This window comes from Bradyrhizobium sp. SZCCHNR1002 (assembly GCF_032381435.1).
Classification (GTDB): Bacteria; Pseudomonadota; Alphaproteobacteria; order Rhizobiales; family Xanthobacteraceae; genus Bradyrhizobium; species Bradyrhizobium aeschynomenes.
Genome location: NZ_JAUHIS010000001.1, coordinates 739,193 through 759,855, shown reverse-complemented (window position 1 = coordinate 759,855; position 20,663 = coordinate 739,193). Strand labels below are relative to the sequence as shown.

Sequence of the window (20,663 nt, the reverse complement as noted above, 5' to 3'; positions counted from 1 at the left end):
GCGTCTTTCGATCGGCTCCTGTATGCCTCAAGCCACGCGCCGGTCCCAGCAAAAACGGCCGGAGAGCGCAGCGAGCGGCGGGTTGGCCGGGCCTGATGATGATGCTAAGCGGAGAAGCATGATTGAACAGGATGACACGGCCCTGGTGCTGTTCTCGGGCGGGCAGGATTCGACGACCTGCCTCGCATGGGCGCTCGACCGCTTCGCCCGCGTTGAGACGATCGGATTCGCTTATGGTCAGCGCCATGCGATCGAGCTCGATTGCCGCGCCAGGCTGCTCGAAGGCCTTGCGCACATGCGCCCCGACTGGGCGGCCAAGCTCGGCTGCGAGCATACGCTGGACATTCCGACGCTGGCGGCGATTTCAGAGACCGCGCTGACGCGCGACGTCGCCATCGAGATCGGCGCCGACGGCCTGCCCAACACCTTCGTGCCGGGCCGCAACCTCGTGTTCCTGACCTTTGCTGCGGCCTTGGCCTATCGGCGCGGCATCCGCCACATCGTCGGCGGCATGTGCGAGACCGACTATTCTGGCTATCCGGACTGCCGCGATGAGACCATCAAGGCGCTGCAGACGGCGCTGAGCCTCGGTATGGCCCGTCGCTTCGAACTGCACACACCGCTGATGTGGCTGTCGAAGGCGGCGACCTGGCAGCTTGCCCATGATCTCGGGGGCAGGGGCCTCGTCGATCTCATCCGCGACCAGTCGCACACCTGCTATCTCGGCGAGCGCGGCGCACGGCACGATTGGGGGCACGGCTGCGGTCAATGTCCCGCCTGCGAGCTGCGCGCCAATGGCTGGCACGCTTATGTCGGCGGCGGGTCCTGATACGAAAGCGGGGCCATCGGGCCCCGCCTCAGGCGCAGATTGACGTGATCGAGGTCAGGCCGCTTCGTGGTCGGACGGCTCGCGCTTGCTCACGACGACGAGATCGGTGTCGGCCTCGTCATGGCTGTCGTCGTCCTGGCTGACGGCGGCGGAGGCCGCCTGGGCGGCGAGACGCGCGGTGATGTCGTCCTTCGCATCCTTGCTGCTCTTCTCCCAGGCTGGCGCGTTGAGGACGACGATGTCGTCATCGTGGCCGGCATCGGCCTCATGATCCGCGGGCACGATCGACGGCGATGTGGCCTCGACGACGCGCAGCGCGGGAGTCGCCGGCTCTGCATCGACCTCGGCTTCCGCGGGCTCGGCGGTGGGCTGCTCCGCGACCGCGGGCTCGACCGCCTCGTTCTCGGCATTGTCCTGGTCGACGTCGGCGGCCTCGGCGGCGACGGTCTCCGCGGACGCGGTCTCGCTCGCGGCCTCTGCGCCCACAGCGGCGGCCTCGGGCTTCGCGTCATCGGCAGCTGCAGCCACACTCGGCGCGGCCGCTGCATCGTCCTGCGCGGTGAGGCCGAGATGCTGCGAGATTTCCTTGATCACCCTGTCGATCGCCACGAGCACGCGATATTGCGGGATCGAGGTCATGTGCTGCTCGAACCGGGTGCGCGCATATTGCAGCGAGTCGATCACGTCGGTCGCGATCGACGAACCAGAGGCCTCCGTGCCATGCAGCGCACCGGCCGCCTTCTCGGTCGAGTCCTCGATCAGCAGGAAGGCCTCGTATTGCGGGATCGATTTCAGCTTTTCGTGATAGTCGCGGCGCACGCTCATGAGCGTGTCGATGACGGTGGCGAAAGACTCTGGCGCGGGCATGTCGGCGTCCCCCTCAACTTCAGCACAGAAGATGCGCGGGACGCTACGGACACACTCGTGAACGTTCAATTTCGAGCAAATACGGCTCTTCGCGTCATGAATACCGGCCCGTTAAGACATGATCGTCAAATGCCGTGCAAGCTGGTCACCAGCGCTTAACGCTGCTCAGCCGGCGAAATCTTCGGGCGAGAGCTCGATCGGCTTGCCGTGGGGCGTGCGGTCGGCGGCGTGATCCCAGGCGTCGCGGTAACGGGCAAGGTTGGCCGACGTGGTCACGCCCTTGTCCGCGACCAGGCGCTCCAGAGTCGCGAGCCAATGCCGGTAATAAGTGTAACCGCAATCGGAATCGCCTTCGGCCTGCGCGCGCGCAATCTCCTCGGCGAGCGCTGCGGCCCATTCGGGCCAGGTGAACAGCCCGCGCGCGTGCAAGGTCACCGCCATCGCGAAGGCGTGGGCCTCCCACGGCTCGCGAAACACCGGCCCGTCGGCATCGACGGGAATGCCGGGCAAGGCATGCGTCGCCGCCAGCGCGGCGTGATGATCGGGGCCCGTCATGCGCGCTCCAGATACGGCTCGAAGGCGTCGACGGTCACCTCGAGCAGCGGGTCGGGCGCATCGGCCCACAACTCGGCGCCGCTGAACGACACCGTATAGAGCCATTGCGGATCCTCACCGCCGCCATGTGCGTTGCTGTCCGGGAAGACGTGCGTCCCTCTGACCGCCTCGATGCGGCCGAGATGGCCGCGGACGTAGCGCGGCAGGCGGGTATGGGTCGGCGGATGCATGTCCTTGGCGCGCACGCGGTCGCCGACCGCAAACAGCGCGGGCCTGGTTGCCGGGCGCTCCGTCGGGCCACCCCGACGCAGTGTGCCAGCAACCTCGTCGGCCGTGAGGATGCGCGCGACGGGCTTCGGCGGATGCAGGACCTTGCCGGCGGCGAGCTCGTCGGCTTCGACGAGATGCCGCTCCTGCATGAGGCGCGCGAGACCGGCGAGCCAGATCTGGTAGTAGCTCATGCCGAGGTAATCGTCGGCCGGCCGGTTCTCGCGCGCAAAGCGCGACATGTCGATGTTCCAGCCGCCCGGCATCGCCATCGCCAGCGTGATGGCGAGCGCACGACGCTCCCACGGGGCGTGAAACACCGGCTCGTTCGGCTCGGGGCGGACCGGGCCGAAGCCGGAAGCGCCGCCCATGTCATGCGCGCCGTCCATCAGGATCGCCCCCCGGAGCGTTGCACCTCATCGGGTCGCTTCGGCAGGCCGGTGCCGATCATGCTGTCGCGCGTGACCAGCTCCGCGAGCTGCTCCTCGCTCCAGCCGTCGGTGCCTGCGGGGCGCATCGGCAACACGAAATAGCGGATTTCCGCGGTCGAATCCCAGACCCGGATCTTCGTCGTCGGCGGCAGCTCGAAGCCGAAATCCTTGAGCACGCCGCGCGGGTCCTTGACCGCCTTGGCGCGATAGGGGGCGGACTTGTACCAGACCGGCGGCAGGCCGAGCACCGGCCATGGATAGCAGGAGCACAGGGTGCACACGACCATGTTGTGCAGCTCGGGGGTGTTCTCGACCGTCACGATGTGCTCGCCCTGGCGCCCGGCATAGCCGAGCTCGCCGATGGCCGGCGTGGCATCGGACAGCAGGCGGTCACGAAAGGCCGGGTCGGTCCAGGCCCGCGCCACGACCTGGGCGCCGTTGCGGGGGCCGACCTTGCTCTCATAGGTCTCGATGAGCACATCCAGCGCGGCCGGGTCGATATAGCCCTTCTCGGTGAGGATGCTCTCGAGTGCACGGACGCGCAGCTCGGTCTCGGACAATTCCGAGTGATCGTGGTGATGGTCGTGGGGGTGATCGTGATCGGTCATGGCGTGAAAATACGGCGATCCCGCTGCACTGTCGAGCAAGGCGTTTTCCAGGTGGTGAGCCGTCGCGAAGGCACGCTGAAAATGTAACTTCATTTTCGGCGGGTTCCACCGGTTCAAATCGGCGCCGAGTTATGCTTCCTGTTGGACGATGCCTGCCGGGCAGGGGGCAAAACGACCACAGGATTGAGGTTCATCAATGCCGAACGACGTCTCCCGCCGTGATCTTGCGAAGCTGGCCGGACTGGCTGCCCTCGGGGCGGCGAACGGGCCAGCGCAAGCCGAGGAGGCCGCCGTGAGGGAAGATGCCAGCCGTCGTTTCCCCGCCGATTTCGTCTGGGGCACGGCGACCTCGTCCTATCAGATCGAGGGCGGCGCCACTGCCGATGGCCGCGGCCCCTCGATCTGGGACGTGTTCACGCACATTCAGGGCAACATCGAGGACGCCAGCACCGGCGACGTCGCCTGCGATCACTACAACCGCTACAAGGATGACGTGCGGCTGATCAAGGAGCTCGGCTGCCGCGCCTATCGCTTCTCGATCGCCTGGCCGCGGCTGTTTCCCGATGGCGGGCTGACGCCCAATCCGAAGGGGCTCGACTTCTACAACCGCCTGGTCGACGAACTCCTGGCCAACGGCATCGAGCCGTACGCGACGTTGTACCATTGGGACCTGCCGCAGGCGCTGCAGGACCGCATCGGCGGCTGGCGCTCGGCCGACGCCGCCAAGGCGTTCGCGCATTATGCCGGCTACGTCGCGCAGCATCTGAGCGACCGGGTCAAGACCATCTTCACCATCAACGAATGCGGCCGCTTCATCCCGTTCGGCTACGGCCTCGGCGTCGATGCGCCCGGCCTGAAGCTGCCGCCGCAGGAGGTCAATCAGGCGCGCCATCACGTGGCGCTGGCGCACGGCCTTGCCGTCCAGTCGATCCGCGCCCAGGGACGGGCGGGCACGCGTGTCGGCATGGCCGAGAATATCACCGCCTGCCTGCCGGCGATCGATACGCCGGAGAACATCCGCGCCGCCGAGATCGCGACGCGCGAGATGAATGCCGGGTTTCTCAACGTCATCCTCGAGGGCCGCTACACCGACGGCTTCCTGGCCTGGTCGGGCAAGGATGCGCCGGTCTTCACGGCGGACGAGCTGAAGACGATCGCCGCGCCGGTCGATTTCGTCGGGCTCAACATCTACGCGCCGCAGGCCTATGTCGTGGCCTCCGACCGCGCGCCAGGCTTCGACGTGCTTCCGATGCCGGCCTCGTTTCCGCATATGAGCTCGCCGTGGCTCTTGGTCGGGCCGGAGACCGCCTATTGGGTGCCGAAGCTCGCCGCCAAGATCTGGAATCTCAAGACCATCTACATCACCGAGAACGGCACCTCGTCGGACGACATGATCACGGCCGACGGCAAGGTCCACGACCTCGATCGCGTGATGTACTTGCGCAACTATCTCGCCCAGTTGCAGCGCGCGACGTCCGAAGGGGTGCCGGTGAAGGGCTATTTCCTGTGGAGCCTGATGGACAATTTCGAGTGGGTGTTCGGCTACAAGCAGCGTTTCGGCGTCTATCACGTCGACTTCGACACCCAGGTGCGCACGCCCAAGCTCAGCGCGTCCTATTATCGCCACGTCATCACGCGCAACGCCGTGAGCGCGTGAGCAGGTGGCCGCGCACGCTGGCGCCGTGCGAATGAATGACGACGTGCGGCGCTGATCGTCCCCGGACGTCGATTGATCGGCGTCAAATCTTCACGTGTTGATTGCAAATCCATGATCTGGAAAGCACACCGCGTGCGACTCTTTTGCGCGCGCGAGGTTTTCGAGGCGAAAGGACAGGAAATTTGACGTAAACCGCTGGCAGCCGGCTCCTCAACAGAGAATTCTTGCATGCAAATTTTCCTCATTCGTTCGCCCGCGCGGATTGTGCGCGCTGCGGTCTTGTCCTGCATGGTAGGCGCGATCGCGAGCTCCGGCGCCTGGGCGCAGAGTTCGGCCGGTGATGCAGACAAGGCTGCCAGCGAAAGCTCCGCGACGGCGCCGCCCGAGAAGCCCGTCGAGGCCGAGGTGAAGCCGGCGGGCACGGACAGCAAGCCCGTGGAGCAGGTGGTGGACAAGCCCGCGGGTGCGGCCGAGCCGGAGAAGGTGGCGGCCGAAAAGGCCGCTGAACCCGCAGCACCAGCGGCCGCTGCCGTTGCGCCGACGGACACGGCAGCCGGCAAGCCCGGAGAGCCGAAGGCCGACGAGTCGACAGCAGAGTCCAAGGCTGAGTCCAAGCCGGAGGCCGATGCCGCTCCCAAGCCCGCCGTCACCGAGGCGAAGCCGGCCGAGCCGGTCGTTCAGCCGGCCGCTGCCAAGGACGCCGTCGCTCCGGTCCAGGACAAGGCCGAGGAAAAGGCTGACAGCAAGCCTGCGGTCGCAGCGCCTGCCGAGAAGCCCGCCGCCGCTGCGGAGGCGAAGCCAACGCCTGCTGCGGCCGAGACCAACAAGCCCGCATTGCCGTCTGCGGCCGTGGCCGCGCAGCCGACAGCCGCTCAGGACAAGCCTGCCGCCAAGCAGGACGTTGCGAGCCCGTCAGCCAAGCCCGAACGCCAGGGTCACGCGCACCATCACCATGCCAATGGCGATCAGGACAAGCCCGCCAAGCGAAAGCGCAACGCCGGCAAGAAGAGCGAGTTGAAGCGGGAGGCGAAGAGGGGCAGCGTCAGCTGCAAGACCTTCCGCACCTATGATGCGGCGAAGGGCACCTATCGCGGCTATGATGGGCAATTCCACGCCTGCTCTTGACCGCGATTGCTGGGGATCGTGCTGGCGGCCGCTGCTGATCCAGGATCAGCGCGGCAGCGGCGATTGAATGCCGGAGTTGTTGCGGGTCAGGAACGTCCCGAACGTCGAGCCCTGCTGCGGCGGCTGGTTTCGCGCCAGCCCCGTCGTGGTCCGCTGCTGCGGCGTCACGACGATCTGCTGCGGCGGAGGCGGCGGCACGCCCGCGCCGCGCGCCTGCGCCGCCTGGTTCGACATCCGTGACACCAGGCGCATCAACTGATCCTGGCCGGCCTGCAACTGCTCGATGGCCCGGGTGTGATCGCGGCTGGCCTGATCCTGCGTGGACTTGATCTGCTCGATGCCCTGCTGCAGCTCGGCGATATCGCGCGCCATCCGCTGCATCAACGTTCCCGGCTCACGGGCGCCGTCTTCCGAGCCTCTCAACGAGGCGTTCGACATCATGGCCTCCTCGTTGCCCGGCTGGGCCGAGGCCTCGTCCTGTGTCCCCTCGGTCGCGCCAGGCATCCAGCGGTCCATCAACGACGAGCCGGCGTCGCGCTGCGACCAGGCGACGGATCCGCCGACCAGGACGACCAGCAGCGCGAGCCCCACGGCATTGCGGCCGCGCAACTTGCCGAGCGGTGCCTTGATGCGCGCCCAGCGGCTGACCGCAGGACCTGCAGCGTCGCGGGTACTGGCGGCTGCGGCCGCATCCGCCGCCACGCCCGGTTTCTCGATCGCCGCCAGCCGGGTGTCGATCCGCGTCAGGACCTCGCGCAGGACCCGCCGATACAACTGATCGTAGCTGGTCTTCTCCGGCTTCTCCGGGGCGAGGCCGATCTCGCTCGGATCGATCTGTTGCACATTCTGTGTGGATTGCATTGGTGATCCCCAAACCCTGAACGCCCGCCGCCGACGCCGATTTCTCTTTGAATTTTCAAACGTGACTCGACCCGCCGCTTTGGCCGAAAGCAAGACAGCGTCGTGACGAGGAGGGGGCCTTTTCGGACAATATTCCCCCCGCAGCGGTGCCTAGGACTGGTGGGAAAGTGCTGGAAAAGCCCGAGTTTCTTGCATCGGCGTCAAGCTGGAATATGCCGGCACCTATCTGGTCTCGCGCTGGCGGCGCTTCTCGCCGTCATGACCTGCGACGTGCATGAGGTGCTCAGTCACTTGTGCGGCAGCCTGCCTGAGCCGCCGTCCGCCAAGGGCCGGGACGAGCCCGGCCATGACGATACGGAGACGACGCGCGCAATACTTCCCATCGTCATATGCAGGAGTGCCGGGGGCAGGGGCACCCCTGCTCGGATCTCATCCTCAGAAGTTCGGAAACCGAGGCTGGCGCGTCTGTGGTGGCTGCGGCGGTCTTGGCGCGAGACGCGCGGCTGCGCCGACGGTCGTGGGCTCGGTCTTCGACGTCCGGACGGCGCGCGCGAGCTGCTCCTGGCTGGCCTGCAGCTGCTCGATGGCCTTGGCTTGATCGCGGCTGGCCTGCTCCTGGCTGGCCTTGAGATCCTGCAGCCCGGTCTGCAGCGCGGCGACGTCATGCGCGATCTTTTCCATCAGGGGGGCGAGCTCTCGCTCGGCCGCGGGCGGCATGTCGCGCTCGGGTGTTGCTTCGGCCATTGCGGAGGATGGATCGCTGGACCGTCCGGAGGACGGCTCCGGTGACGGCGACGCGGACGGAGATGATGCGGCCGGGACCGTGTCTGCGGTCTCGGTTGTGCTCGATCCGGACGTCGCCGCGTCCCCTCCGCCGGTCGGCATTGCCATCTGGGGCGTCTCGCGACGGATGGATTGGATCGCGGCCTCGATCCGATCGGTCACCGATGTGATGGCCTCCTGATGATCGCGCGCCAATGTGGTGACAGCGCCCACGAGCCCGGCTGAGGCGGCGAGCGTGATTGCGGCTCGTAACACGGGCCGACGCCTCGTTGCGGTTGGCGCAGCTGCGCTGCCGGCTTCGGCCGATGGTTCGGCGGCTTCGACGGCCTCAGCATCGACTTCAGCCTCCGCCGCAGCCTGGGCCTCGATGGCCGCAATCCGCTGGTCGATGCGAGCACGCACCTCAGTGAGGACGCGCTGATAGATCTGCTCGCAGATCTCGTTGTCGGGCGACAGCGCGACATCGTCCGGATCAACTTCCTTCGGCGCCGACTGAACTGACATGTCCTCGGGTCCTGTACGCGAAACGCCCGTGCCCAATCCCCGCCAGCGATTTGGCCAAGGGCTTTGACGAAACCAAGACTAAGGGGTGACCAGTGAGGGGCGATTTCGCACGCCTGCGTGGCTGACGGCGCGGTGCCATCGGGCCGGCACGGGCTGTGACATCTCACCATCGGACCCGTATCGCTTTGCGCGCTGCACGCTGCATTGACACGGCTTGGTTGCGGTATAGGATGCAACTTCCCGATGTAGAGGGAGGGCCATGCTGATGCATGTGCAGCGCAGATTTCTGCTTTCATTTTCTTTGTTCATTTCGATCGGCTGCCATAGCAGCTCGAGTTTTGCGCAGAGTGAGAACCAGAACAGCTATTCGGCATTCGTGTCGGCGTTGTCCGCGATGTCGGTCTCGGCGAACGATCTGATTCAGAACGAAAGAAATGCCGCACGGCGCGAGTTCGTTAGACAAAAGGTGACCGCCAAGGTTCTGGCGGCATTTCCTCATGCGTCGGGCCAGGCGCCGGTCACGGATGCGACCAACAAGATCTCGCTTGCGGACGTCCTCGATGAGGCGGAGCTGCTGTGTGAGTTTCGCTGGAGCAAGAAAGTGGTCGTGGCGAAGATCTCGCCGCGAGAAAACGCTGCCTCGATCACGGTCGACCATCTCGGGACGCGGGCGCAGCAGGATTACATCAATGCGGTGACGAGCCAGTTGCAGGCGCTGGCCGCGCCGAGCGATGCCTCCGATATTCCGTCGGCGATCAAGTCGCTGTTCTCCAGCTACCAGGTCGACGTGGCGAAGAAGCCGAGCGCCGACCCGCAGATGGAGAGCCAGTTTCGCAAGAGCTGCGAGGCCGACCTGAAGGAGTTCGATGCTGCCTACTATGGCATCGTCATTCCTCAAACGTCAGAGCTGGTCGCCGCTGCTGCTCCGTTGGGCGGCGGCACGGGACTGCCGGATTTGAGCTTCTTCGGCCCGATCGGCGCATTGTTCAACACGGTCGCCGGAATCGTGCAGCCCGTCCTGACCAACTTCTCCAACATCCTGAACGACGCGCGCAAACGTGCGGCGATCAAGGAGTTCCTGAAGGACGATCAGCACAAGCAGGATATCATCAGCGCCGGGCGCGGCCTTGGACGAGCGACCTCGGACTATCTGTTCGCCAGGCGCCTGATGCTGGCGGGAGAGTTTGCCGAGCAGATCGCGCTGGTCGCAGGCAATCCCCTCGATCTCAGTTCGAAAGAGGTGAAGGAGGCGTGTGGGGCGGGCGAGGCCATGTACAGGCGAAACGACAAGGGCATTCTCAGTGGACGGTTCCGCAGGTGCCACGCGCTGATCTGGAACCACTTCGAGAAGGGTCTCGAAGCCGCGCTGAAGACGGCCGCCTCGTACGACCAGATCGCCGATACCGGCAACACCACGCTGGCCCTCAACAAGTTCAACGGCCTGGTCGCGCAATATGACGAGATCGTCGACAACAGCGCCGCGCAGGCAGATCTCTGGAAGACCGTCACGCAGATGCTGACCTTCGCCGGGGCGGTGACGACAGCCTTCTCGCAGGAGAATCTCAAGAAGATCGAGCAGGCATTCGACGCAGTCTCGAAAGGCAAATGAAGCTCGGGCGCAACTGATGGCGCCCTTGTCGTGCAACGGCGGCCAGGCTCGAGATCCAGGGTCGGGAGCGGAAAAACGGTTCGAGGCGTCATTGGTTTCGAAATCATTTGGGCGACGGCAGAGTCGACGATCTGCGCCAATGTATCTTGGTGGGGAGTAATGACATGGCTCTCGCGGGATTTTTGCAACCGCTGCAGCCGCTGGCGACGGCCCCCGTCAACGCAGCGCCGGCAGCCGGTGCTGCACCGACGATGGCGGCGGCGGCGCTGACCGATTTTATCGTGACACCGCAGGAGCAGGCGGAATGGTGCTGGGCGGCCGTCAGCAGCAGCGTCGGGAATTTCTATGGCCAGGCGTCCTGGACGCAATGCGCCGTCGCCTCCGCCGAATTGACGCCGCTCAATTGCTGTGGAGATGCCGCGGCGGGGGACTGCAACAAGCCCTGGAGGCTCGATACGGCGCTGCGAAGCGTCGGACATTTCGACCGGATGACATCCGCAAGCCTCGCGTTCGACGCCGTGCAGGCCGAGATCAATGCCAGGCGGCCGGTCGGCTGCCGCATCGCCTGGGCCGGCGGCGGCGCTCACTTCGTCGCGCTAGGCGGCTGGCTGATCGCAGGCAACGGCACCCAATATGTCGACGTCCGCGATTCTTTCTACGGACCGACCCGGAAACGGTATGTCGATCTCGTCTCGGCCTACAAGTCGCCCGGCGATGAGTGGAGCCACAGCTATTTCACGACCGACCGGGCGATCGCGGTCGCCGCAGCTCCATCGCCCGATTCAGACTCTCCGATATCCGCCTGACCGAGGGAGTACCGCATGGCCATCAGGATGCCGCCAGGACCGGCCGGTGGCGTTGCCGTCGTCGAGATGGCGCTGAACGACCTGATGGCCGATCGCGTTGCGGCGTTCGCCGCGAGCAGCGGCGCGCCTCAGCTGACCCAGCCCATTCGCCGGTTCGTGGTGAAGCTGAACGAGCTGACCGATGCAGGCTTCCTTGCGCGCGCCAAGCCGGTCGGCTGGCGCTATCTGGTGATTGGCGGCGGTTCATCGGCCGTTGCCGATGTGAAGCACGATGCGTCCGGCGCCCCCGATTTCGACAGCCTGATCAGCGGCGACCTCGCAGCGCGTCTGGCGAAGGCCGCGGAGCAGGCCGAGCAAATCTATGGCAGCCGGGCCGGCGAGTTCGAAGCGCGCATCCTGGATATCCCGGCGATCTACATGTCGGCATTCTGGCTGCACGGCCCCCGTGACATCTTCATTCCCCTCGTCGACGGCCATCCCAGCAAGCCGCTGCCGCCGCGCGAGGATGCGTCCTTCATCTTGCGCGCCGTCCAAGCCGCTGCAAGCAAGCGCCGAGCGGCGCAGAAAGGTGGAAACGTGCCCAATCCAGCTGATCAGACGGACTTGCAGCGCGCCATCGATGGCCTGATCAAGGCGGCGTTGCAGATCAATCGAGCAGTGCGCCAGCTCAGCGAGATCGGGCCGGCGGCCGCATCGCCGGCAATGGCCGCGCCGGCAGCAGTGACCGGCGGTGCAGCCGCGGCCACCACCATTCAGTTGACGGCCGACCAGCGCCTTGTCTGCGAGCGCATGATCAATGCCTTCGAAACCGGCTCGGTGCAGGGCGACTACAGCAATATCACCGTCTTCAATGACGGCCCGCACGACATCCGGCAGATCACATATGGACGCTCGCAGACGACGGAGTACGGCAATCTCCGCGAGCTGGTCGCCATGTACAGCGAGGCCGGCGGTCGGTTCTCGAACGAGCTCCGTCCATATGTCGAACGGATCGGCAGAGTAGCCCTGGTCGACGATGCCACGTTCAAGGGCTTGCTACGCCAGGCCGGCGCGCAGGATCCGGTCATGCGCGAGACCCAGGACGTGTTTTTCGATCGGCGCTATTTCAAGCCCGCGCTGGCCTGGGCGAACACCAACGGCTTCACCCGCGCATTGTCAGTCCTCGTGATCTACGATTCCTTCATTCACAGCGGTGGCATTCTCGATCTGCTGCGGGCGCGCTTCCGGGAAGCCGTTCCAGCGCGCGGCGGCAATGAGCAGACCTGGATCCGGGAGTACACCGAGACCCGCAACGACTGGCTGCTGAACCATCACCGTCCTGCCGTTCGGGCAAGCGCCTATCGGACGCGAGATCTTATGCGCGAGATCGGCCGCAACAATTGGGATCTCGCGATGCTGCCGATCTCAGCCAACGGCGTGCAGGTCGATGCGCGCCCGCCCGGAGATCTTCAGATCGCAGCGGAAAGCCCGCCGCCTGGCGTGCCCTTTTTCGATCAGCCCCTGGTCCAGGACGCTCCCATGGTCCAGGACACTGGGGGGGAGGATCCCGGCGCGCCCGTCGCAGGGGAGTTCGACGACCTCGCGAGCGAAAAGGATATCGCGAATTTTGGCGAAGGCGGTGCCCTCGATCTCGCCCCGCTCGGCGGCGCTGCGGGTCCAGCTCCACTGCTCACCCTCGACATGAATGCCGCCTGGAGCTTCCTGCAGGCCTGCATGACGTCGCGGCCGCGCGTCACCTACGGTCTTGGAAAGAAGGTGCCTTTCCTCGGCGCCGTCCCTGGCCGTGACTTCACGCAGGTTGACTGCAGCGGCTTCGTACGCGAAGCGCTACGCCGGGCCACCAGCCCTGCGCTCAGGTTTCCGGATGGCTCGGTCAATCAGCATGACTGGATCCGCGCGCAGGGATTTGCCAAGTCGACGGTGGCCGCAGCGACCCAGAGCGACGGCCTGGTGCGGATCGCGTTTCTGCGGCCGCAGGACACGTCCAGCCATATCGGCCATGTTGTCCTGATCTCGGGCGGCAAGACGCTGGAATCGCATGGCGGCGGCGTTGGCCCGGATTCGCGGCCCTGGACCGGAGCCAGCTGGCAGGCCAGCACCTTCGTCTATGTCCTTGCCCACGACCACGACACGGTCGCTGCCATCGCCGGCATGGCCATGGCGCCGGTCGCCGCGCGGCAGGCGACGTTCTCGGTCAAGACCGGCCATCGCTACCGCGCCACGCTCAGTCTGCAAGGGCTCGAGCAATTTGCCAGCAATGACATGGTTGCGGCCCGGCTGCAGGGATACGGCTTCATCAACGTCACGGTCACCGGCAGTGGCGGGAGCCGATCTGCAGAAGGCACCTGGGGCGGAGCCGATACGACGGCTCAGCTGGATGCGCACATCATCGACGTCGTCGAAATCCCGGCAGGTGCCGCCGGGCGTTTTGCGTGACGCCGCGCTGAACCGGAAGGAGCTTCGCCATGGCGAAGAAGAGCAAGGACGATGACGCGGCCACGATTGCAGCCCTGCAGCGCGTTGCAGAGCTGATGCAGTCGACCAGCGAAGATCTGCAGGCCTTCATGAAGTCCCGCGCCGTCGGCGGCGCCGCCACGGCGGGGGCGGGGGCGGGGCAGGTGAGCAGTTGGGACGATCCTTTCAGCGAGGCCGTGCCAAGCACAAATCCCCCGCTGGCCCCAACCCGGCCGGTCCCGGTCGTCACCAACACGTTCTCGGCGATGCGCGTCACCACGGCGGATCAGGCGCCGCCGGTCGCCAATTATAATCCCGGCACGCCGGAGTTTCGCTACTGGGTCGCTAACGAAGCGCTGGCGCGGGGCATCCGGTTCTGGGGCTCGCTGCTGCCCGCCGGCACGACCTGGTCCACTTCCAATCCGATGCAGGTTAGCCTGGTCGAGGCGGGGACGCAACTGAACGCGAACTACACGCGCCGGTTCGGCTTGCGCTTCTACCGGCAGAAGGTGCGCGAGATCGACATCTTCACCGCCGAGAGTCCGGATGTCGTCTGTCACGAACTCGGACACGCGGTGCTCGATGCACTGCGCCCGCAACTGTTTCATGTTGCGAACACCGAGACAGGGGCGTTCCACGAATCCTTTGGCGACATCAGTGCGCTGCTGTGCGCGTTGCAGGTTCCCGAGATGCGAAAGGCGGTGATCGAGGAAACCGGCGGTCGGCTGAATACGAGCTCCAGACTGTCACGTCTGGCTGAGCAACTGGGCTGGGGCCTCCGTCAGATCAGTCCGCGAACGGTGGAGCGCGACTGCCTGCGCAACGCCGCCAACCGCTTTTTCTACCGCAGGCCAGATCTGGTGCCGCCGGTCGCGGATGCCAGCCTGCTGTCGAGCGAGGAGCATTCGTTTTCCCGCATCTTCACCGGCGCCTTTCTCGACGCGCTCGCTCGGATGTTCTCCGCAGGTCCGTCAAAGGATGAGGCGAGCCTTTTGAGCGTGAGCCAAAACATCGCCCAGATCCTGATCGACGCCGTGCATGGCGCTTCGATCACTTCGGCCTATTTCAGCCAGGTCGCAGCGGCGATGATCCAGGCCGATGAGGCGCGCTTCGAGGGCCGACACAAAGCCGAGCTCACGGGAGCGTTCCTCGAGCACGGCATCCTGTCCGTCGCTTCCACGCTTCAGATGGGCGCGGCGCCGCTGCCGGAGGCCATCCATCTGGGCGCGCTCGACATGACGGGCGCTGGAGGCGCCGCGATCATCTATTCCTATGAGGACAGAAAGGACGATGATGCGCACCGCCTGGGCTTCGGCGAGACGCCCGACCTTCCGCTTCGCCCGCTGACCATCGGGAGAGATCTGCAGTTGGAGGTGCATGCGCCGGAAGACGAGGGGCGGTTTGCCGTCGCGTCGGCCACCTATGGAGCTGCTCCCTATGACGGCGCCATGAGCCAGGAGGCCGCGTCCTACAACTTCGTTGCGGGCCTGATTCAGCGTCAGCAGATCGATCTGAGCGAAGCGACGCCATCGCTGAGCGGCGCGGGAAAGAAGCGGGACGGACGAATGACGCACGCACTGGTGATGGAAGGGGGCAAGAGCGTGCTGAAGCGGGACGGCTTCGCCTGTGGCTGCCAATCCCCAGGCCTGGTGTGCCGCTGATCGTCTGTGCCGCGGCGTCGGGCGTCAGAGGTGCTCGAGGTCGCCGTTGGGATAGAGCAGGTACTTCACGTTCGGAGGCAGACTGCGCAGCTGTTCGGCAGTCCAGCTCTCGTCGACCGCCGCAACCTTGTGCTGAGCCTTGAGGTTACTCAGGAAGCTCGCGTCATACTCGCTCGCCGGAATGCGCCGCGCAGCCAGCGGTCCATGGTCGTCACTCGCCGGGCTCATCTGCCGTGCTCTGTTTGATCTGCAGGCTTCACGTGTGGCCATCCGTGCGGTCCCGCATCCAGCGTCGCGGGCCACCACCAGCCTCGATCTAGGACCGCAACCGGGCTTCGGCAAGGCACGACGGAGCAGGCGCTGCCGGACAGGTGAGGTTTCTCGCAAATCAGGTCCGATGATGCGCACGGGCATCGGACGAGACCGACAGCCCAACAGCGGAACGATCTGTCGATAGCCAATTCGCATAAGGTATATTATGGAATATTTATATGTCCAGGCAGATCAATGGCTTGGCGCCAAAACCTCAAACTTCGGCCGCGACGGACGCTCCGGCACGCCTCGGCAGCGATATTTTCCGCAGCTTGCAGACAGCCGAGAATCGCGCCGCGCATGGCCCGCTGCGAACGCCGATATTGCTGCTGCGGCCCATCGCTGCAATAAGCGCAGATGATGTCGCCGACGTCGCCCGGATTCGTCCGGCGTCGCCCGCGGCGCGATGCAACAAGAAGAAGCTTCTTCAGGGAGAAACGAGAATGAGCCTGTCACGACGCGCGCTGCTGAAGGCCACGGCGGCCTCGGCCGTTCTGGGTGGGATTGCGGCCCCGCATGTCGCGCGCGCTGAGAGCGCCGAGTTCACCTACAAATACGCCAACAACCTGCCCGACACCCATCCGCTGAACGTCCGCGCCAAGGAGATGGCGGCGGCGATCAAGGCGGAGACCAACGGCAAGTTCGACCTGCAGATCTTCCCGAACAACCAGCTCGGCTCGGATACGGACATGCTGAGCCAGATCCGCTCCGGCGGCGTCGAGTTCTTCACGCTGTCCGGCCTGATCCTGGCGACCCTGGTGCCGGCGGCGTCGATCAACGGCATTGGCTTCGCATTCCCGGACTACGACACGGTCTGGAAGGCCATGGACGGCGATCTCGGCGCTTACGTGCGCGGCCAGATCAACAAGGCCGGCCTGATGGTCATGGACAAGATCTGGGACAACGGCTTCCGCCAGACGACGTCGTCGACGAAGCCGATCAACGGCCCGGACGATCTCAAGGGCTTCAAGATCCGCGTGCCGGTGTCGCCGCTGTGGACCTCGATGTTCAAGGCGTTCGACGCGGCGCCCGCCTCGATCAATTTCAGCGAGGTCTATTCGGCGCTGCAGACCAAGGTCGTCGAGGGCCAGGAGAACCCGCTGGCGATCATTTCGACGGCGAAGCTCTACGAGGTGCAGAAGTACTGCTCGCTGACCAACCACATGTGGGACGGCTTCTGGTTCCTGGCCAATCGCCGCGCCTGGGAGGCCGTGCCGGCCGACATGCGCGCCATCGTCGCCAAGCACATCAACGCCGCCGCCGTGAAGGAGCGCGAGGACGTCGCCAAGCTGAATGCCGGCCTGCAGGCGGATCTCGCGGCCAAGGGCCTGACCTTCAATCAGCCCAACGTGGCGCCGTTCCGCGACAAGCTGCGCACCGCCGGCTTCTACGCCGAGTGGAAGGGCAAATATGGCGACGAGGCCTGGGCGCTCCTGGAAAAGGCCGTCGGCAAGCTGTCCTGAGTTGGACTGACTTAGACGCGTTCGGGTGACGTCATGGCGCATGCCGAGTTCACGGAAATAGCCATCAGCGAGGTGGTCATCGAGACCCCTCGCCGCTGGTCCTGGCTCGACCGCCTGGAGGCCCTGCTCGGCCTCCTGGTCGAGATCCCGGCTGCGCTGCTGGTCGTGGCCGAGATCGTCATCCTGTTCGCGGGCGTTGTGGCGCGCTACGTCGTGCACCAGCCGCTGATCTGGTCCGACGAGCTGGCCTCGATCCTGTTCCTGTGGCTCGCGATGCTCGGCGCCGCGGTGGCGTTCCGCCGCGGCGAGCACATGCGGATGACGGCGATGGTGGCGCGCGCAAGCCCGAGCTTGCGTGGCTATCTCGATCTGGTCGCAACGTCCGCCGCGCTGGCGTTCCTGGTGATGATCGCCTGGCCGGCCTGGGAATACTCCTACGAGGAAAGCTACATCACGACGCCGGCGCTGCAGATCTCCAACATCTGTCGCGCGGCCGCGTTGCCGGTCGGCATCGGGCTGATGGCGCTATTCGCGCTGATCCGCCTGGCGCGCGCGGCCAACGCCAGGACGATGCTGCTCGCCGTGGTGTCCATCGCGGCGATCCTGGCGCTGTTCTGGCTGGCGCAGCCGGTGCTGAAGCCGCTCGGCAACATCAATCTCGTGATCTTCTTCGTCGGCGTGGTCGGGTTCTGCGTCTTCGCCGGCGTGCCGATCGCGTTCGCGTTCGGGCTCGCGATCTTCGGCTATCTCGCGCTGACGACGCGCACGCCGCTGATGGTGCTGGTCGGGCGCATGGACGAGGGCATGAGCCACCTGATCCTGCTCTCGGTGCCGCTGTTCGTCTTCCTTGGCCTCTTGATCGAGATGACCGGCATGGCCCGTGCCATGGTGGCGTTCCTCGCGAGCCTGCTCGGCCACGTCCGCGGCGGACTGCATTACGTGCTGGTCGGCGCGATGTATCTGGTGTCCGGCATCTCCGGCGCCAAGGCGGCCGACATGGCCGCGGTCGCGCCGGTGCTGTTTCCGGAGATGAAGGCGCGCGGCGCCAAGCCCGGCGATCTCGTCGCCCTGCTCGCCGCCACCGGCGCACAGACCGAGACCATCCCGCCGAGCCTGGTGCTGATCACCATCGGCTCCGTCACCGGCGTCTCGATCGCGGCGCTGTTCACCGGCGGCCTGCTGCCGGGCGTGGTGCTGGCGATCACGCTGTGCGCGCTGGTCTGGTGGCGTTACCGCAACGAGGACATGAGCGGCGTCCGCCGCGCGACCGGAGCCGAGATCGGCAAGGCGTTCATCGTGTCGCTCCCTGCCCTGGCCCTGCCCTTCGTGATCCGCGCCGCCGTCGTCGAGGGCATCGCGACTGCGACGGAAGTCTCCACCATCGGTATCGTCTACGGCGTGCTCGCGGGCCTGCTGATCTATCGGAAGTTCGAGTGGCGCCGGCTGATGCCGATGCTGATCGAAACCGCCGCGCTGTCCGGGGCCATCCTGCTGATCATTGGCACGGCCACCGGCATGGCCTGGGGCCTGACGCAGTCCGGCTTCTCGCGGTCGCTGGCGGCCGCCATGACCGGGCTGCCGGGCGGGTCTGCGACCTTCATCGCGGTCTCGATCGTGGCCTTCACCATCCTCGGCAGCGTGCTCGAGGGCATTCCGGCGATCGTGCTGTTCGGGCCGCTGCTGTTTCCGATCGCGCGCGCCGTCGGTGTGCACGAGGTGCACTATGCCATGGTCGTCATCCTGGCGATGGGAATCGGCCTGTTCGCGCCGCCTTTCGGGGTTGGATATTATGCGGCCTGCGCGATCGGCCGGGTCGATCCCGCCGAAGGTATCCGGCCGATCTGGGGCTACATGCTGGCGCTTCTCATCGGCCTGATCATCGTTGCGATTTTTCCGTGGATTTCGATCGGGTTCCTGTAAACTCTTGAGGTGACAAGGGAGGGCAGCCATGAGCACGAACCAGTACCAGCTCGGCCTCGACAAGAACCCCGCTAACTACGTGCCGCTGACGCCGCTCAGCTTCCTGGCGCGCAGCGCGGCCGTCTATCCCGACCACGTCAGCACGGTCTATGAGGGCCGCAGCTTCACCTGGCGCCAGACCTATGAGCGCTGCCGGCGCTTCGCGTCCTATCTCGCAGGTCGCGGCATCGGCGAGGGTGACACGGTCGCGGCGATGCTGCCCAATATCCCCGCGATGAATGAAGCGCATTTTGCCGTGCCGATGGCCGGCGCCGTGCTCAACACGCTCAACATCCGGCTCGATGCGCCGTCGATCGCGTTCCAGCTCGATCACGGCCAGGCCAAGATCATCCTGGTGGACCCTGAGTTCTCCGGAGTGATCGGCGAGGCGCTGAAGCTGATGAGCGGCCCCAAGCCGTTCGTGATCGACGTCGATGACGCCTCCTACACCGGCGGCAGCCGCATCGGCGAGATCGAATACGAGGCCGCCGTCGCCGCAGGCGATCCGAGCTTCGAACCGCGCCGTCCTGCCGATGAGTGGGACGCGATCGCGATGAGCTACACGTCGGGCACCACCGGCAATCCCAAGGGCGTCGTGACGCATCACCGCGGCGCCTATCTGAACGCCGTCAGCAACATTCTCGCCGGCGGGCTCGGCCAGCATCCGGTCTATCTCTGGACCCTGCCGATGTTCCACTGCAACGGCTGGTGCTTCCCCTGGACCATGGCGGCGGCGGCCGGCGTCAATGTCTGCCTGCGCAAGGTCGAGCCGAGCAAGATCTTCGAGCTGATCAAGACCCACGGCGTCACCCACATGTGCGGCGCGCCGATCGTCTACAACGTGCTGATCAACGCGCCGGACGCCCCCAAGGGCAAGCGCGAGAGGCCGGTGGTCGGCCTGATCGCCGGCGCCGCGCCGCCGGTCGCCGTGCTCGAGGGCGCCGAGAGCATCGGCATCAAGCTGACCCATGTCTACGGCCTGACCGAGGTCTATGGCCCCGCCTCCGTCTGCGCCGAGCAGCCCGGCTGGGACGACCTGCCCGCGCCTGAACGCGCGCGGCTGAAGCGGCGCCAGGGCGTGCCCTATCCCCTCCAGGAAGCCGTCACCGTGCTCAATCCGGAGACGATGCAGGAGGTGCCGCGCGACGGCGAGACCATCGGCGAGGTCATGTTCCGTGGCAACATCGTCATGAAGGGCTACCTCAAGAACGAGAAGGCCACGCAGGACGCGTTCGCCGGCGGCTGGTTTCACACCGGCGATCTCGGCGTGCTCGACGAGCACGGCTACGTCATCATCAAGGACCGCTCCAAGGACATCATCATCTCCGGCGGCGAGAACATCTCCTCCGTCGAGGTCGAGGACATCCTCTACAAGCACCCCGCCGTGCTGTTCGCCGCCGTCGTCGCCAAGCCCGATCCGAAATGGGGCGAGGTCCCCTGCGCCTTCATCGAGCTGAAGGACGGTGCGGAGGCGACCGAAGCGGAGATTATCGCGTACTGCCGCAGCCACATGTCCGGCTTCAAGACGCCGAAGGTGGTGGTGTTCGGGCCTATCCCGAAGACGTCGACGGGCAAGATCCAGAAGTTTCTGCTGCGGAACGAGGTGAATTCGGCGAAGGCAATTTCGGCGTAGGGCTGCTGCCGAACTATTTCAGCTGAGCTGATCAACTGCATCGCCGTGCTCGGTGCACCCTCTCCCCTTGTGGGAGAGGGTGGTTTCGATGCGAAGCATCGAAAGCGGGTGAGGGGTCGCCACGAACTCGGAACGGAATGTGAGGCTCGAACCCCTCACCCGAGTGAGTCCGCAGTGACCACCTTTGAGCCCTCTCCCACCCAAGGCGAAGCTTCGCTTCGCCTTGGGTGCGAGGGCACAGTCACAGGCATCATGAAATGAAGGATGGATCGGTCCAGA

At 65.7% G+C, this 20,663-nt stretch carries 17 protein-coding genes; 10 read left to right on the top strand and 7 right to left on the bottom strand.

The genetic code is table 11. From position 1 onward, the window contains the following. The first annotated feature begins 118 nt into the window (after positions 1–118). Complete coding sequence (queC, locus tag QX108_RS03410; protein ID WP_315778791.1) at positions 119–829, top strand: 7-cyano-7-deazaguanine synthase QueC; 711 nt, start codon at positions 119–121, stop codon at positions 827–829. Between the two features lie 54 nt (positions 830–883). Here the strand turns inward: queC and QX108_RS03405 are convergent, their stop codons facing one another. The 4 genes from QX108_RS03405 to nthA all read right to left on the bottom strand — a co-directional run bounded on the left by QX108_RS03405 (position 884) and on the right by nthA (position 3,557). Further along, entirely contained in the window at positions 884–1,696 is an 813-nt protein-coding gene (locus QX108_RS03405) for a hypothetical protein (RefSeq protein WP_315778793.1), read from the bottom strand. Positions 1,697–1,861: 165 nt separating this feature from the next. Then, positions 1,862–2,251: a nitrile hydratase accessory protein gene (locus QX108_RS03400; protein WP_315778795.1), complete on the bottom strand. Its 390-nt coding sequence runs from the start codon at positions 2,249–2,251 to the stop codon at positions 1,862–1,864. Continuing rightward, complete coding sequence (gene nthB, locus QX108_RS03395) at positions 2,248–2,907, bottom strand: nitrile hydratase subunit beta (RefSeq protein WP_172182903.1); 660 nt, start codon at positions 2,905–2,907, stop codon at positions 2,248–2,250. Before nthB ends, QX108_RS03400 begins: the two co-directional genes overlap by 4 nt. Next, positions 2,907–3,557, bottom strand: a complete 651-nt coding sequence (gene nthA, locus QX108_RS03390) for a nitrile hydratase subunit alpha (RefSeq protein WP_315779490.1) — start codon at positions 3,555–3,557, stop codon at positions 2,907–2,909. Before nthA ends, nthB begins: the two co-directional genes overlap by 1 nt. A 196-nt stretch (positions 3,558–3,753) precedes the next feature. On the opposite strand from nthA, the gene QX108_RS03385 reads away from it, so the two are divergent. Both QX108_RS03385 and QX108_RS03380 read left to right on the top strand, forming a co-directional pair. Further along, positions 3,754–5,214, top strand: a complete 1,461-nt coding sequence (locus QX108_RS03385; RefSeq protein WP_315778797.1) for a GH1 family beta-glucosidase — start codon at positions 3,754–3,756, stop codon at positions 5,212–5,214. 288 nt (positions 5,215–5,502) lie between these two features. Next, positions 5,503–6,339 carry a hypothetical protein gene (locus QX108_RS03380; protein WP_315778798.1) on the top strand — a complete coding sequence of 279 codons (837 nt, stop codon included), beginning with the start codon at positions 5,503–5,505 and terminating at the stop codon, positions 6,337–6,339. Between the two features lie 45 nt (positions 6,340–6,384). Here the strand turns inward: QX108_RS03380 and QX108_RS03375 are convergent, their stop codons facing one another. Then, positions 6,385–7,200, bottom strand: a complete 816-nt coding sequence (locus QX108_RS03375; protein WP_315778800.1) for a hypothetical protein — start codon at positions 7,198–7,200, stop codon at positions 6,385–6,387. Between the two features lie 435 nt (positions 7,201–7,635). After that, positions 7,636–8,487, bottom strand: a complete 852-nt coding sequence (locus QX108_RS03370) for a hypothetical protein (protein WP_315778802.1) — start codon at positions 8,485–8,487, stop codon at positions 7,636–7,638. 466 nt (positions 8,488–8,953) lie between these two features. Here QX108_RS03370 and QX108_RS03365 point away from each other — a divergent pair, with 466 nt between their 5' ends. The 4 genes from QX108_RS03365 to QX108_RS03350 all read left to right on the top strand — a co-directional run bounded on the left by QX108_RS03365 (position 8,954) and on the right by QX108_RS03350 (position 15,017). Next, the gene (locus tag QX108_RS03365) at positions 8,954–10,096 is read left to right on the top strand and encodes a hypothetical protein (protein ID WP_315778804.1); all 1,143 of its coding nucleotides are present in this window, start codon (positions 8,954–8,956) and stop codon (positions 10,094–10,096) included. Positions 10,097–10,260: 164 nt separating this feature from the next. Further along, a complete protein-coding gene (locus QX108_RS03360; protein ID WP_315778806.1) occupies positions 10,261–10,902 on the top strand; it encodes a papain-like cysteine protease family protein in 642 nt (213 codons plus the stop codon). Positions 10,903–10,917: 15 nt separating this feature from the next. Continuing rightward, positions 10,918–13,338: a chitosanase gene (locus tag QX108_RS03355; protein ID WP_315778808.1), complete on the top strand. Its 2,421-nt coding sequence runs from the start codon at positions 10,918–10,920 to the stop codon at positions 13,336–13,338. A gap of 29 nt (positions 13,339–13,367) precedes the next feature. Next, positions 13,368–15,017 carry a hypothetical protein gene (locus QX108_RS03350; protein ID WP_315778810.1) on the top strand — a complete coding sequence of 550 codons (1,650 nt, stop codon included), beginning with the start codon at positions 13,368–13,370 and terminating at the stop codon, positions 15,015–15,017. Positions 15,018–15,041: 24 nt separating this feature from the next. On the opposite strand, the gene QX108_RS03345 is transcribed toward QX108_RS03350, so the two are convergent. Beyond that, positions 15,042–15,245, bottom strand: coding sequence for a hypothetical protein (locus QX108_RS03345; protein WP_315720110.1), 204 nt, complete (start codon positions 15,243–15,245; stop codon positions 15,042–15,044). Between the two features lie 527 nt (positions 15,246–15,772). Between QX108_RS03345 and QX108_RS03340 the strand changes: the two genes are divergently transcribed. Genes QX108_RS03340 through QX108_RS03330 form a run of 3 tightly spaced genes read left to right on the top strand, consistent with a single transcriptional unit; the run spans position 15,773 to position 20,384 of the window. After that, complete coding sequence (locus tag QX108_RS03340; protein WP_315720109.1) at positions 15,773–16,792, top strand: TRAP transporter substrate-binding protein; 1,020 nt, start codon at positions 15,773–15,775, stop codon at positions 16,790–16,792. A 33-nt stretch (positions 16,793–16,825) separates the two neighbouring features. Further along, positions 16,826–18,712 carry a TRAP transporter large permease subunit gene (locus QX108_RS03335; RefSeq protein ID WP_315778813.1) on the top strand — a complete coding sequence of 629 codons (1,887 nt, stop codon included), beginning with the start codon at positions 16,826–16,828 and terminating at the stop codon, positions 18,710–18,712. Positions 18,713–18,740: 28 nt separating this feature from the next. Continuing rightward, positions 18,741–20,384, top strand: a complete 1,644-nt coding sequence (locus QX108_RS03330) for an acyl-CoA synthetase (RefSeq protein WP_315778815.1) — start codon at positions 18,741–18,743, stop codon at positions 20,382–20,384. The last annotated feature ends 279 nt before the right edge of the window (positions 20,385–20,663 follow it).

What these genes read in the sequence shown, in the direction of transcription:
- nthB (WP_172182903.1), bottom strand. Translation starts at nt 2,907, where the DNA reads ATGGACGGCGCGCATGACATGGGCGGCGCTTCCGGCTTCGGCCCGGTC.
- queC (WP_315778791.1), top strand. Translation starts at nt 119, where the DNA reads ATGATTGAACAGGATGACACGGCCCTGGTGCTGTTCTCGGGCGGGCAG.
- QX108_RS03375 (WP_315778800.1), bottom strand. Translation starts at nt 7,200, where the DNA reads ATGCAATCCACACAGAATGTGCAACAGATCGATCCGAGCGAGATCGGC.
- QX108_RS03370 (WP_315778802.1), bottom strand. Translation starts at nt 8,487, where the DNA reads ATGTCAGTTCAGTCGGCGCCGAAGGAAGTTGATCCGGACGATGTCGCG.
- QX108_RS03405 (WP_315778793.1), bottom strand. Translation starts at nt 1,696, where the DNA reads ATGCCCGCGCCAGAGTCTTTCGCCACCGTCATCGACACGCTCATGAGC.
- QX108_RS03335 (WP_315778813.1), top strand. Translation starts at nt 16,826, where the DNA reads ATGGCGCATGCCGAGTTCACGGAAATAGCCATCAGCGAGGTGGTCATC.
- QX108_RS03345 (WP_315720110.1), bottom strand. Translation starts at nt 15,245, where the DNA reads ATGAGCCCGGCGAGTGACGACCATGGACCGCTGGCTGCGCGGCGCATT.
- QX108_RS03400 (WP_315778795.1), bottom strand. Translation starts at nt 2,251, where the DNA reads ATGACGGGCCCCGATCATCACGCCGCGCTGGCGGCGACGCATGCCTTG.
- QX108_RS03350 (WP_315778810.1), top strand. Translation starts at nt 13,368, where the DNA reads ATGGCGAAGAAGAGCAAGGACGATGACGCGGCCACGATTGCAGCCCTG.
- QX108_RS03355 (WP_315778808.1), top strand. Translation starts at nt 10,918, where the DNA reads ATGGCCATCAGGATGCCGCCAGGACCGGCCGGTGGCGTTGCCGTCGTC.
- QX108_RS03340 (WP_315720109.1), top strand. Translation starts at nt 15,773, where the DNA reads ATGAGCCTGTCACGACGCGCGCTGCTGAAGGCCACGGCGGCCTCGGCC.
- QX108_RS03330 (WP_315778815.1), top strand. Translation starts at nt 18,741, where the DNA reads ATGAGCACGAACCAGTACCAGCTCGGCCTCGACAAGAACCCCGCTAAC.
- nthA (WP_315779490.1), bottom strand. Translation starts at nt 3,557, where the DNA reads ATGACCGATCACGATCACCCCCACGACCATCACCACGATCACTCGGAA.
- QX108_RS03360 (WP_315778806.1), top strand. Translation starts at nt 10,261, where the DNA reads ATGGCTCTCGCGGGATTTTTGCAACCGCTGCAGCCGCTGGCGACGGCC.
- QX108_RS03385 (WP_315778797.1), top strand. Translation starts at nt 3,754, where the DNA reads ATGCCGAACGACGTCTCCCGCCGTGATCTTGCGAAGCTGGCCGGACTG.
- QX108_RS03380 (WP_315778798.1), top strand. Translation starts at nt 5,503, where the DNA reads ATGGTAGGCGCGATCGCGAGCTCCGGCGCCTGGGCGCAGAGTTCGGCC.